Origin of the sequence: Paenibacillus sp. Aloe-11, from assembly GCF_000245715.1 — a bacterium.
In the GTDB taxonomy this organism is placed as follows: Bacteria; Bacillota; Bacilli; order Paenibacillales; family Paenibacillaceae; genus Paenibacillus; species Paenibacillus kribbensis.
Genome location: NZ_JH601082.1, coordinates 11,977 through 25,252 on the forward strand (window position 1 = coordinate 11,977; position 13,276 = coordinate 25,252).

Genomic DNA, 13,276 nt, shown 5'->3' on the forward strand with positions numbered 1-13,276 from the left:
CGAAGAATAAAAGGTATCCATAAAATATTGTGGCTCCCCTGTATGGGCCGTCAGCGTACTGTACATGGCAAAATCCCAATCGTTTTTGGTCAACGCCTCATCAATATTTTCTACCTTGCGAATCTTGACCTGAATCCCCTCTTTCAGCAATTGGCTCTGGATGACCTCAGCCATTACGGATAGCTCCGGCCGCTGAGGGAAGGTCAGCAGCGTAACCTCGAACAGCTTGCCTTGCTTGGTCCATGTGCCTTGGGCATCCTTTTGCCAGCCATCCTTTATCAGCAGCTGCTCCGGCGTTCCGTCCAGTGCTTTACGCTCAACCTTGCCAAAAGGAAGAATGCTCGGAAACGGGCTGCTGGCCTCCGTACCAAAGCCTCTCATGACCGCACTCACAATGGATGCGCGTGGAATCAGACTGTCCACAACCTTGCGGTTCGCTGCGTCTTTGAACACAGGCGACTCCATGTTGTACACGATCATATGGGTACGCAAGGAAGGAGCCGACAGCACCTGCAGCTTGTCGTTCTTTTTCAACACCTCCGCGTTATCCACCGGAATATCCGTCGCTACGTCCACCTCACCGGATTGCAGCGCCATCAGGCGCGAATTGCCATCCGTAATGAACTTCATCGTCGCTTCAGCCAGATGAGCCTTCTCTCCCCAATATCCGTCATAGCGTTCTACGACCAGTGATTGATCCTTGTTGAACGCTTTGATTTTAAAAGCACCTGTCATCGCAGGATAGCTCTGCTCATCTTTCATAGACGCTACATCCAGCACAATCGTCGACGGATCAGCCAGATTGGACACCAGCGCCGCGTTCGGCTGGTTTGTCGTGATTTTCAACGCCAGCGGACCGCTTACATCAATGGACTTCACATCCAGCAAATCCTTCGCCAGATGGCTTTTTTCAATAGAACGGAGCAGTGAAGCCTTGACGCTGGCTGCATCCATACTTTTTCCATCATGAAAAGTAACCTTATCCTGCAAGCTGAACGTCCAGACGGTAGGACTATCCTGCTTCCACCCTTTCGCCAGCCAAGCTACAGGCTCCAGCTGTTCATTCAAACGGACAAGTGTCTCACCTGCACCGGACCGCATAACATCCCAGCTATTATCTCCGTGCGGGTCAACGCCTGACGGTTTCCAAGTGTATGCCATCACCAGCTTTTTATCCGCTGCGTTCTGCTTAGTGGGTGTGTTTTCACCCTTGCCGGAGCTGTCCACCGTCTTATTGGTTGTGGCACATCCCGAAAGAGCCATAACTACCATTAGCAGCAGCAATCCCGTACATATGAACCATGAACGCCTATTACGATTGCTCATCATTCCATGAATCCCCCTCTATCTTGTAAAATCATATAGCCTAACGCGAAAAAAGCATCCCCGACCGCATGATCAGCAGTCAGAAATGCTTTCATTAAAATGCCAAAGCTCACCCTCTGCACCCTTTAAAAAAGGGGGTAGGTCGGTTTCAGACATTCCGTATGCAGCACGCCTAACCACCTCCCCAGCATCCCGTGGGTCTGACAGTGATGTTAAAACAGGCAGGTCTCCTGACTCCAGGCGTACCTTTCAGGCCTTCCCGGTTCTTCACAGTTCCAGTGGCTGTTCTGAAAGCTCCAGCAGTCCCCTGCTGATGCCTGTATACAGTGGCGGGTCCGTGTCGGAATGTACCGAACTTCCCTTTTAAGCGAACACGAACAGCAATGCAGTAAGGTCTGAATAAAACCCTGTATGTGGAAAGTTCGGCTCGCACCTGTTTTCTTCCTTTATTCCTTTATATTACGATTTAGGACTATCTTATTTTGTTGCTACTGGCTTGTCAACAAATGCTGCGAAATAATTTAAATTTGAACGATATGGTGAGAATCAGGGCTATGGATTCACGTTGCGTGTACTTAATAGACGTGATAAAATTAGGTATATAGATACCCACCGTGTCCATATACTAAAAAAGAGCCTTCGCCGCGCCAACGGCAAAGACTCTTAGGACTTGAAAGGCTGTGGATCACCACGGCGCGCTAAGTACTTAGCTAAACCCACCGTTAGGAGCCTAACCTAATTATGCGGTGGGTTTTCGTTTGTTCCGAAATTTCCGACGCAGCCAGCGATAAAGTTTACGAATACTAAACACCAGGCTTAGTAACGCAACACATCGTAGCACGACACAAGGTTGACCATCGGCTTCACCCCCTTTCGGGAAGCTGCGCCGTGGTCCGAAAACATCCACCACTATTCAAAATCCATAATTTAGATTATACCATGCCTCTTCCTACCACTCTAGCAAATTCTTCTAGTAGATTCTAAATTCCTCAGCTTCATACAAAGCCTATGCCAAAAAGCCGGAAAAAGAGGCTTACGTCCTCTCTCCGGCTTTCATTTAAATCATCCAACCTTCTGCGGAACCTCCGACACATTCACGCCTTTGACTGAATCGCCCTGTTTTCTCGTCAAAACGATGTTCAACACAATCGCGGTAATCGAGCCGGATACGATGCCGTTTTGCAGCAGCATTTTGGCAAAGCTCGGCAGTTGGTCGAACATTTGCGGTAGAACGGCAGAGCCGAGGCCTACGGCAATGCTGCATGCCGCGATCAGCAGATTGTTTTCCTTCCGCAGGTCCACTTCTGACAAAATGGACATGCCAGATGCAGCGACCGAGCCAAACATGACGATCATCGCCCCGCCCAGCACGGCATTCGGAATGACGGTCGTCAAGGCTGCCAGCTTGGGCAACAAACCGAGAACAACCATGATTCCCCCTGCTGCAAAAATAACGTTACGCGATTTGACACGAGTCAGCGAAATCAGTCCGACATTTTGCGAGAAGGCTGTGTAAGGGAACGCATTAAAAATACCACCCAGCATAATCGCAAGTCCTTCGGAACGAAGTCCATTGACGATTTGCTTCTGCTCCACCTTCTGATCAATCGCCTTGCCTACTGCCAGATAAACCCCCGTAGACTCGACCATACTGACAATATTGACGATAATCATCGTACATACCGCCATAATGCTAAACTCCGGCTTGCCAAAATAAAACGGCTGCGCAACACTCACCCATGAGGCGTCCGCCACGGGAGCAAAATGTACCATTCCCATCGCATAAGCGACCACAGTACCTGCAAACAAACCGATAAGCACGGAAATCGAACGTAAAAAGCCCTTGGCTACTCTATTTACTAGCAGAATAACCAGCAGTGTAACCAACGCCAGCAGTAAATTACGCGGCTGTCCAAAATCTGCGCTGCCCTGTCCACCCGCTACATTGTTCATCGCCACCGGAATGAGGGACAGACCGATAATGGTAACGACCGAGCCGGTAACCACCGTCGGGAAAAAGCGCAGCAGCTTGCCATACAGCGGTGCCGCAAGCACCACGAATATACCGGATAAAATAATGGCCCCGTACGCGGTCGCCAGGTTCGAGGTCGAGGCAATCGCAATCAGCGGTCCTACCGCCGTAAACGTACAGCCCAGAATAACCGGCAATCTGCTGCCGAAAAACCTTGTACCCATAATCTGCAGCAACGTGGCAATCCCACAGGTGAACAGATCGGCGGCTACCAGATAGGCCATTTGGGCTGGCGTCAGGTGCAACGCTCCTCCTACAATCAGAGGTACAGCTATCGCTCCGGCGTACATCGCCATGACATGCTGGAAGCCCAGCGCAAATAACTTTTGTTTGCTTAACATCCCACATTCTCCTTAACGGGAGGAATCACCGCATCAGCTTCCTCTATAAAATGAACCTCGCCTGGTGCCATGGAAGCGATACGCGCAAGAGAGCGCACAGCAATGCCTCTTTGCTCCAATAGTCCGCGTCCTTCCTGAAAGCTCTTTTCAATGACGCAGCCAACCCCGGCCAGCCCCGCTCCCGCTTCCTTCACAATATCCGTAAGCCCAACCAAGGCTGCGCCAGTAGCCAGAAAATCATCCACGATCAGCACATGGTCGCTGGCATCCAGATATTTTTGGGAAATGCTCACCTGATAGGTTTCCTGCCGTGTGAACGAATGAACCTCAGCGAAGTATACCTGCTCATTCAGTGTGATTGCCTTCTTTTTCTTTGCATAAATGAACGGGACACCCAGAGCAATGGCTGTAGCCATCGCAAACTGAATACCACTGGCTTCAATTGTAAGCACCTTGGTAATCGGGGCACTGCCGAACAGGCGTGCGAATTCCTTGCCAATTTCCAATGCTAACGCTGTATCCACCTGATGATTCAAAAAAGAATCTACCTTTAACACGGTGTCGGATAAAATCTGTCCTTCTTGACGAATACGTTCCTCCAAAGCTTTCATTACGCCGATATCGCTCCTTTTGTACCTGAAAATAGAATAAAATCTGCCAAAACCAAAAAAGGACCGGCTCCCTTGAGTTGTTTCTCAAGTGAAGCCTGTCCTTGGGGTTATCGTCCCTTGACGGATTGGGGCACAAATAAATGTCCGCATTCATCCGAAGCCGATGCGCTATCACTCATAGTCGGACGATTGCAGTGGTCATCCGGTAGAAACTTTTGGGCCATATCCCCAATATTATACGAGTTATATGAAATTGATATCTTGTATACTACACCCTCTGGCTGGTGGTTTCAAGACTATTTTTCATACAAATAGCGGCACCTGAAGAAGCTTCCACAATTTGAAAATCGGTAAAGCACATCACCTTCTATTTAAGGTACATATATGGTAGAAAACAGAAAGCAAAAAATGAAAACCCACACAAAACAACATTCAATTTTATATATAATTTTAAAAACAAAAATAAAAACAGAAAATATACTTCCGTTTCTGTTGACTACACAGATAAACGGAAGTAGTATGGAGTTAGTTAAGAAACAAAAGGCAGACTATTCAACACTGCCGGTATTTTATCCATGCAAGGAGATTGGATATGAATAATTATCTTGCTGTTGATATTGGAGCTTCAAGCGGAAGACTCGTGAGTGCAACTCTGCAAGGTGGCCAGCTTCACTTGCAAGAGCTTCATCGGTTCAACAACTCCTTTACCGAAAAGGACGGACATGATTACTGGAATATCGACGATCTGTTGGAAGAGATTATTCAGGGCTTGCAAAAAGCTAAACAGAACGGGATTCATTCCTGTACGCTCGGCATTGATACATGGGCTGTAGATTACGTGCTGCTTGATAAGGAAGGCAATCGCATTCATGAGGTATACGCTTACCGTGATGCACGCACCCTTCATGCGCCTGACAGGCTGCACCAGCTCATCAGTCGAGAAGATGTATATGAGAAAACAGGCATTCAGGAACTCAACTTTAATACGTTGTATCAACTGTTCGTCCATGATCGGGAACAGCTTGCCCAGGCGGATAAAATATTGATGGTGCCTGATTATCTGTACTACCGCCTTACAGGCATTATGGTCAATGAAATGACAAATGCATCCACGATGCAGCTTCTCAACGTGAACACCCGGGAGTTTGATGAAGACCTGCTGTCCCTGCTCCAGCTTCGGCGCGATCAATTTTCGGAGCTTGCTGAGCCTGGACGGGTTCTGGGTTCCCTTTTGCCGGAGCTTGTTCAAAAGTACAATCTTCCGGACTGTCAGATCATTCTTGTGCCTACGCACGATACCGCATCAGCTGTTGCAGGAGTTCCATCACAACGTGAGGAATCCTGGGCTTATATTAGCAGCGGAACGTGGTCACTACTGGGAATGGAACAATCCGAAGCCTTAAATACAAAGGCGGCCATGCAGGCGAACTACACCAATGAGTGGGGGGCTTACGGTACGTACCGTTTTCTGAAAAATATTATGGGCTTGTGGATGATTCAGGAGGTGAGAAGAGAGGGTGGTTCCGCACACAGCTTTGCCGAATTGACCCAATTGGCTTCGGCAGAGACACCGTTTGCCAGTCTCGTCCTCTGCAACCAGTCCTCATTCTTGAATCCGGATAGCATGACCCTTGAGATTCAGCGATTCTGCGAAGACACGGGGCAGCCTATCCCCCGGACGCCGGGTGCGCTCGCCCGTTGTATTTTTGACAGTCTGGCCTTAAGCTACCGGGATGCCTTACATGAGCTGCAACGTTTAACGGACGAAACGGTTGCCAAATTGCACATTGTCGGCGGAGGCGCTAACAACGAGCTACTATGCCAGCTAACAGCCGATCTTTTGGAAATTGAGGTTCAGGCAGGTCCTTCTGAATCTACAGCTATCGGTAATATTGTCGTGCAACTAATCAGCTCCGGTGCCCTTGAAGACCTCAAAGCTGCTGGCAGAGTCATTGCCCAATCCTTCTCGACTCGCCTCTATAAGCCACAATTGCTGGAAGGATCGAAAGAGCTGCTGGATCGCTGGGAACACCTTAAGAGACAAACCATGTCCACTACTCAGATATCTTAATAAAGGAGTATAAAGCCATGAACGAAGCCATTGAAGCCAGTTATAACGAAGCGAAAAAGCTGTATGCCCGCCACGGTATTCAGGTGGATGACGTTTTGCGCAAGCTTTCAGAAATCAAAATATCACTCCACTGCTGGCAGGGAGACGATGTGCAGGGATTCCTGTTTAAGGACAAACAGCTGAGCGGGGGGATTGCGGTAACGGGCAGCTACCCGGGCAGAGCAGGAACGCCAGCTGAGCTGCGTCAGGATTTGGAAAAGGCCCTATCGCTCATTCCAGGTCAGCATAAGGTCAATCTGCACGCTATTTATGCGGATACGACAGAGCAGGTGGATTTGGATCAACTGGAGCCACGCCATTTTCAGAACTGGGTGGATTGGGCCAAACAGCAAGGGCTTGGGCTTGATTTTAATCCAACCCTGTTCTCCCATCCCAAAGCGGAGGACGGCTTCACACTGAGCCATAAGGACCCGGAAATTCGTGATTTCTGGATTACGCACTGCAAAAAATCGCGCAGGATTGCCGAGTATTTTGGCAAGGAACTCGGTCAGCCCTGTGTTACAAATCACTGGATGCCGGATGGCTATAAGGATGCCCCGGTTGACCGCCTGGCTCCAAGAGAACGTCTGCGCGATGCGCTGGACGAAATTTTCAGCGAGGAAATCAGCGAAGAATACAACATTGATGCGGTTGAAAGCAAGCTGTTCGGCATCGGCTCGGAAAGCTATGTCGTTGGCTCACATGAATTTTATATGGGCTACGCCCTGACACGCGGCAAATCCATCTGTCTCGATGCCGGCCACTTCCATCCAACGGAGGTCATCTCGAACAAACTGTCGTCCGTGCTCATGTTCACCGATCAATTATTGCTCCACGTCAGCAGACCGGTTCGTTGGGACAGCGACCATGTCGTGACCATGGACGACGAACTGCTCGACATTGCCCGCGAGCTGGTTCGTGGGGATTTGCTTTCCCGAACACATATCGGCCTTGATTTCTTTGATGGCAGCATCAACCATGTGGCTGCATGGGTCATCGGCACACGCAACACCATCAAAGCACTGCTTCGCGCCATGCTGGAACCGATTGAGGAGCTAAAAAAGGCAGAGGAGGAAAGAGACTTCACGACTCGCCTTGCCCTGGTTGAGGAATTTAAATCGTATCCGTTCGGTGCCGTATGGGATTACTATTGTGCTCAAAACGGTGTTCCTGTTCGTGAAGAATGGCTGACCGAAGCGAAAGATTATGAACAACAAGTACTGTTGAAACGATAGCTCTGAAACGGCAACTACTGCATTGATAAGCTTGTATTTTATATTATACAAAGGGAGAGATCATACATGACTACTGTGCTGGAAAATCAAAAAGAACGAAAGTCGGGGCTCGATATTCCATTCGTTCGCGAGATGGCGGAGATTACACAAAACATGTGGAAATTCGGGTGGGATGAACGCAACGGAGGGAATGTAAGCTATATTCTGGATGAAGCCGAAGTTGCAAAATATATGGATATCCATCATGTTATCCGTACGATCAAACCTGCTTTTCCAGTGAATGAGCTAGCTGGCAAATATTTTATCGTCACTGGATCAGGCAAATATTTTAAGAACGTCATTGCCGATCCTGAAGCCAATCTGGGTGTCCTTCGTGTCTCCCAGGATGGAGAACAGTTGGAACTCTTGTGGGGCCTCAAGCATGATGCGGTGCCTACCAGCGAATTGCCTTCGCATTTTATGAGTCACATTGAGCGCTTGAAGGTTGATCCTAACCACCGTGTCGTGATCCATAATCATGCCACCCATGTCATTGCGATGACGTTCATTCATAGCCTGGATGAATACCAGTTCACCAAAACCCTGTGGGAAATGTGCACCGAATGCATCGTCGTCTTTCCGGATGGTATCGGCGTGATCCCTTGGATGGTGCCGGGTTCCAGTGAAATTGGCCGCGAAACGGCAAAGAAAATGAAGAATCATCACGCTGTATTATGGCCTCATCACGGCATTTTCGGAACAGGCAGCTCAATTGATGAAGCGTTTGGCCTGATTGAAACGATTGAAAAAGCAGCGCAAATTTATATGCTCATTGCACACCATGATATTCAGCAACGGATTACGGATCAGGAATTGGCCGATCTAGCCAAAGCCTTTAACGTTACTCCAAGAAAAGGAATTCTAAACGTATAAGCATAATCAAGCTTATCGGTTCAACTAAAAAGGCTCCACGGCTTGTCTCACGCAGGCCATGGGGCCTTTGTCATTCCTATTCCTATCGGACCATCACCTTTTATGCTGATATCGCATAAGGAGCTCTGTTCTATCTTAATAACCCCAAATTCCTATGAATTAACTTGTAATTATTCTTTCCTTTATATACAATAAACTCAAAATCCCCTTATCTCCACCAAAGGAGAGGTGACGTATGATGAAAAAAGTAAAGAATGAAGATCACTTCGACATCGTGGAAGACCATTACTTCACAGCTACCGAACTGGAAAAATCCAGTGCCATATGGCCAGTCCGACTCGGGATGGATATTTCGAAAACCAGCTGTCATGTGGGCCCTAAGGCTGTGCCCTATTTTTATTTCATTTTCGTGCTTGAAGGCCAGGCAGAGTTTATTTACCAGCACAAAAGACAGCGTGTCCAAAGGTCCGATTTATTCTGTTTCTTTCCGCATCACGCACATGAATATTACACGGATCAGGCGAACCCGCTGCAAAAGGTATGGATTGCCTTTGAAGGACCCAAGTCCCTGGCGCTACTGGAACGGATCGGAATCAAGCCTTCTTCACCTTTTATGGCTAACGCAGTGAGCGAGGAAATTCTCGTACTGATCTCCAACCTGTTTTCCATTGTACATGACAGCAACAGACAGGGCAGCGATCTAGCCCGCCTGATTACACTCCATCAGATTTTCGAGGAGCTGTCCCGGAACACGTCTGACGCGCTTCGCAGCTTTGCAGGCTCTGATTATTGGCTCCAGCAGGGGAAGGATTACATTGATATGCATTACTGTGATCGTATTACCATTGAACAAATTGCCGAGCATGTAGGGGTGGACCGTGCGCATTTTTCACGCAAATTTCATTCTACCTTCCTCATCTCTCCCGCCAAGTATTTGCAAAACCTCAAGATTAACGAAGCCAAAAGATTACTGGACCAGACGACTTACAACTTGTCGATTATTGCCCAATCCATCGGTTACACCGATTTATCCACCTTCTCCAAGGCATTCAAGAAAACAGCAGGAATCCCGCCACGTGAGTATCGCTTCCGGCACCAGTCCCGGCAAGAGATCCGTACCGCCAATGCTTAATGACCTGATCCTAATTCGCACTTGGTTCTCAGCCCTTTCAACGCTATAATAGGCATCAAACCAACAGGAAAGGTACGTGAATTTCATGCTGCGATTCAATGCGATACGTACGGGCTATCTGCTGGGCATCTCACTGGTACTGGCCGCGATCATTTATTTCTTTGCCTCTAATTGGGGTGGATTGGATCGGACGGTCAAAATTGTGCTGGCTGCTGCGCTTATTGTTCTGTTCTACGGCTTATCCTTTGTATTTGCACGTATACGCGCCGTTCCCGGTCAACAAGCTTTTCTGTCCAATATATTTCTGGTGGCCGGCTGTATAGCCTTTGGTGTTTCCGTGGCGTTGCTCGGTCAAATTTACAATTCCCATGCGGACAGCTACGGGTTGTTTTTGATTTGGTCCGTTCCGGCTCTGCTGCTTAGCTGGATTACCCGTTATAATCCTTTTTACGTGCTGTCCTATGTACTGATCCATCTCGGCCTATGGCTTTATTTTTATCCGACGATGCAAAGCGCGTCCTATAGCGAGCTGGAATCACTGTCCATAGCCGGGGTATTCGCACTGGTCAATCTGGGGTTGTTTCTATTCACGTTCCTGCGCCGTCTAAGCTCTATACCGCTAAAATATATAAGCTTTATCGTCTTCCATATAGCCTTGCTGACGATGACTAACTCTTTTGCATTGGATGAATACGGTCTTGTCATGAATTTACCGTGCGTCGCTATAATTGCTATTGGATTCTATGTATTCATTAAGATTCGACTGAGCAAAACGCTGCTGACCTTGAATGCATTGGCGGCCTCTGCTTTTGCTGTCTTTAAATTTATCGAACTGGCAGAGGCGTACTCCTCTTCTCTGTTTTTTGTATTTGGTTTGATTTTTGTGGCGCTGCTGCTGACAGGTAATGTATGGTTTTTCCGTTATTTAAACCGCTTGGGCAAATCATCACCGGAGGACGGAGAAATAACCGACGAGCAAAAACGGGACGCTGCGAAGCCTGGTGTAGAGACACCAGACATGAGTACACCGGCGGCTGAAACAGCCGTTCCCGAGGAACTCGGCGGTGAATGGATCAGCAAAGCCGTATCCCGCATGATCAAGGTGGTCGGAGTGCTGATCGGCAGCATATCTCTGATCGGACTGATTACCATTACCGCGAATGTAAATCACACCGAATATGTATTGTTGGGTGTGTCTTTGCTGCTTATGCTTTCGATGATTGTTATTCCAGAATCCAGGCTGGATTCTGTCATACGTTATACCCTGCTGACGATCAGCTATATTACAGGCTTGGCTGCCATTCTATGGTCAGATCAGACGTTGCTTTCGGTGCTGTTTCTGTTCGTTTCTATCGCGGGATGGTTTCGCTCCAGGGGGAAACGGCAGCTCTTTGTTGCCTACGTCTTTGTGAACCTGAATCTGGCGACCATTTTATTTCAGCAGCTTCAGGAGTGGGAACGGTGGAGCTGGACCTATGAGTTTATTATCTTTGCTCTCTTCTTCGTCAATACCGTGTTATATGGGATAAGCTACTTTGTATTCAAAGCAGGTTTACGAGAGCATCTCCGGGATAGCTCATTATTTTTCAGTTTGTTGTTCCTGTTTTGGGCGACGTTTTTCGAGGATGTCTTTCCACACTCTTATATGCTGATTAATGTTTTTTATTTTGTGGTTGTTACAGGCATGGTCTTCGCCTTTATCCGTCTAAAACAAAAATCAGCCGCCATAACGAGCATCGTGTTCTGGTTTATTTTTATCGGCTTCAAATACTATGACTTATTGTGGACGCTATTGTACAAATCGTTTACGCTGGCGCTGCTGGGCGTCCTTGCACTCGGCATTACCTGGTGGCTGGATCGCCGGACGCCTCATAGTGGCAAGGCAGCGTCCGAAGCTGATCATCACAGCTTTAGCTTTATGCGTCTAAGCCCGCTGCTCATCGCCATCGTTATCGTGCTGCAACTGGGCATGATCGGCTATCAAACCGCCAGAAGTGAGACCTTACTCGCCACAGGTGCTTCCGTTAAGCTCAAGCTGGCTCCTGTAGACCCGCGTTCCGTGCTGCAAGGCGATTACGTTGTACTGAACTACGATATTTCTACCCCGCCTCCTTCTTCAATGAACCCTCTTCAGGAGGAAGATTGGAAGCGAGGCAAGGTTAAAGTTGTCCTTACACCTGGTAGCCAAGGCGTGTACGTCGCTAATCGCTTGTACCAGGAGGGTGAAAAGCTTGCCAAGCATGAAATTGTCTTGAACGGACGGTGGGATGGTTCCCGCATTCAGTACGGTATTGAGAATTATTTCATTCCCGAAGGAACCGGACGTACTGTTGAGCAGGACGCTCGTTACGCCTATATTCGGGTCAGCCGCAATGGCGATGCATTGCTGGAGCGTCTGGCAGAAAGCTGACCTAATCGGCAAAAGCAGCGAAGGATGTCGGCCCCAAAAGTACTCATACTATAAAAAAAGCAGGCTGAGCCAAGCTTCTCCATTGCTGGAGGACAACTTGGTACAGCCTGCTTGTTACTTCAGGGGTCATTCGAGGGTGTCTTCCTTAATGGATAGCCTTCCCCCTAAGCTCATCCCCGTCTATACCTCTCTCGACCATGCCACTATTTCTTTAATATCCTGTGGCTGAGTCCGGCAACAGCCGCCAATCAGACGGGCTCCTGCTTCATACCATTGGCGGGCACTCTGCCCAAACGTCTCTGCACAAGTATGGCCGTGCCATGTTTTGGTGACCGGGTCATATTCCTCCCCCAGATTAGGGTACACCACCACAGGCTTATCCGTATGGCTGCGCATTTCCTGAATAAGCGATGGAATGAACTTCGGCAAGGTGCAGTTGAGCCCTACAGCAGCCACCTGCTCATGGTCATTCAGCCATTCAGCGCACGCCGCGGCAGTCTCGCCATTGCTGATGTGCTGCCCGTCCTTTGCACTAAAGCTGATCCAGGCATATGTGCCGGGAAACTCCTTCAGCAATCGGGCAATGGCCTTGGCTTCGACCAGACAGGGTATCGTTTCACAAGCCAAAATATCTGCCCCGGCCTCAATAAGAGCCTTCATTCGCGGTCTGTGAAACTCGACAAGCTGCTCTTCGCTCAGCTCGTAATCACCGCGATATTCGGAGCCATCCGCCAAAAACGCCCCGTAGGGTCCGACAGAAGCCGCGACCAGCGGCTTGGGACGATGCTGCTGATTGGCCGCATTCGCAGCTTCGGCCCAAAATTCATCCCGTGCCTGCACAGCAATCCGCACCGATGACTGAATCAGCTCCAGCGCCTCATTTTCACTCAGGCCCCGTTGAACATAGCCTTCGACGGTGGCCTGATAGCTCGCCGTAATCGCACAGTCTGCGCCAGCTTCAAAATAATCCTTATGTACGCGCTTGATCGCCTCCGGGTGCTCATGAAGTATTTTCGCTGACCATAAGCTATCGTTCAGATCATGCCCTTGACGTTCCAGCTCGGTCGCCATTGCTCCATCCAGCACGATCAGCGGATATTCGTCCAGTATATGTTGTATCGGATTCATGTAGCCCCTCCTGCTCGTCTTGTCTATTTAACCCACTAA

Annotated in this window: 9 protein-coding genes and 2 riboswitches; of the genes, 5 read left to right on the plus strand and 4 right to left on the minus strand. The window is 48.7% G+C overall.

All coding sequences use genetic code 11. The annotated features are described in order from the left end of the window. The 3 genes from WG8_RS24970 to WG8_RS24980 form a co-directional block, all read right to left on the minus strand. Positions 1-1,329 (minus strand): ABC transporter substrate-binding protein (locus WG8_RS24970; RefSeq protein ID WP_007433082.1); only part of this gene is annotated, 1,329 nt, incomplete at its 3' end. Positions 1,330-1,529: 200 nt separating this feature from the next. Continuing rightward, positions 1,530-1,714, minus strand: a riboswitch (cobalamin riboswitch). Between the two features lie 674 nt (positions 1,715-2,388). Further along, positions 2,389-3,699, minus strand: a complete 1,311-nt coding sequence (locus WG8_RS24975) for a nucleobase:cation symporter-2 family protein (RefSeq protein ID WP_007433084.1) — start codon at positions 3,697-3,699, stop codon at positions 2,389-2,391. Next, positions 3,693-4,310 carry a xanthine phosphoribosyltransferase gene (locus WG8_RS24980; RefSeq protein WP_007433085.1) on the minus strand — a complete coding sequence of 206 codons (618 nt, stop codon included), beginning with the start codon at positions 4,308-4,310 and terminating at the stop codon, positions 3,693-3,695. Before WG8_RS24980 ends, WG8_RS24975 begins: the two co-directional genes overlap by 7 nt. A gap of 158 nt (positions 4,311-4,468) precedes the next feature. After that, positions 4,469-4,572, minus strand: a riboswitch (purine riboswitch). A gap of 330 nt (positions 4,573-4,902) precedes the next feature. Here WG8_RS24980 and rhaB point away from each other — a divergent pair. The 5 genes from rhaB (at position 4,903) to WG8_RS25010 (ending at position 12,109) form a co-directional block, all read left to right on the plus strand. Next, positions 4,903-6,381: a rhamnulokinase gene (gene rhaB, locus WG8_RS24990; RefSeq protein ID WP_007433086.1), complete on the plus strand. Its 1,479-nt coding sequence runs from the start codon at positions 4,903-4,905 to the stop codon at positions 6,379-6,381. A gap of 17 nt (positions 6,382-6,398) precedes the next feature. Beyond that, positions 6,399-7,655 (plus strand): L-rhamnose isomerase, encoded by a 1,257-nt coding sequence (rhaA, locus tag WG8_RS24995; protein ID WP_007433087.1) that lies wholly within the window; start codon positions 6,399-6,401, stop codon positions 7,653-7,655. A 66-nt stretch (positions 7,656-7,721) separates the two neighbouring features. Beyond that, a complete protein-coding gene (gene rhaD, locus WG8_RS25000) occupies positions 7,722-8,567 on the plus strand; it encodes a rhamnulose-1-phosphate aldolase (protein WP_007433088.1) in 846 nt (281 codons plus the stop codon). Positions 8,568-8,802: 235 nt separating this feature from the next. Further along, the gene (locus tag WG8_RS25005) at positions 8,803-9,699 is read left to right on the plus strand and encodes a helix-turn-helix domain-containing protein (protein ID WP_007433089.1); all 897 of its coding nucleotides are present in this window, start codon (positions 8,803-8,805) and stop codon (positions 9,697-9,699) included. Between the two features lie 85 nt (positions 9,700-9,784). After that, the gene (locus tag WG8_RS25010; RefSeq protein WP_007433090.1) at positions 9,785-12,109 is read left to right on the plus strand and encodes a GDYXXLXY domain-containing protein; all 2,325 of its coding nucleotides are present in this window, start codon (positions 9,785-9,787) and stop codon (positions 12,107-12,109) included. 180 nt (positions 12,110-12,289) lie between these two features. Here the strand turns inward: WG8_RS25010 and mmuM are convergent, their stop codons facing one another. After that, complete coding sequence (gene mmuM / locus WG8_RS25015) at positions 12,290-13,237, minus strand: homocysteine S-methyltransferase (RefSeq protein WP_007433091.1); 948 nt, start codon at positions 13,235-13,237, stop codon at positions 12,290-12,292. Positions 13,238-13,276: the final 39 nt, after the last annotated feature.

Excerpts from the sequence above, each read along its gene's own strand:
- WG8_RS24975 (WP_007433084.1), bottom strand. The coding sequence starts at position 3,699 with ATGTTAAGCAAACAAAAGTTATTTGCGCTGGGCTTCCAGCATGTCATG.
- WG8_RS24980 (WP_007433085.1), bottom strand. The coding sequence starts at position 4,310 with ATGAAAGCTTTGGAGGAACGTATTCGTCAAGAAGGACAGATTTTATCC.
- rhaB (WP_007433086.1), top strand. The coding sequence starts at position 4,903 with ATGAATAATTATCTTGCTGTTGATATTGGAGCTTCAAGCGGAAGACTC.
- rhaA (WP_007433087.1), top strand. The coding sequence starts at position 6,399 with ATGAACGAAGCCATTGAAGCCAGTTATAACGAAGCGAAAAAGCTGTAT.
- rhaD (WP_007433088.1), top strand. The coding sequence starts at position 7,722 with ATGACTACTGTGCTGGAAAATCAAAAAGAACGAAAGTCGGGGCTCGAT.
- WG8_RS25005 (WP_007433089.1), top strand. The coding sequence starts at position 8,803 with ATGATGAAAAAAGTAAAGAATGAAGATCACTTCGACATCGTGGAAGAC.
- WG8_RS25010 (WP_007433090.1), top strand. The coding sequence starts at position 9,785 with ATGCTGCGATTCAATGCGATACGTACGGGCTATCTGCTGGGCATCTCA.
- mmuM (WP_007433091.1), bottom strand. The coding sequence starts at position 13,237 with ATGAATCCGATACAACATATACTGGACGAATATCCGCTGATCGTGCTG.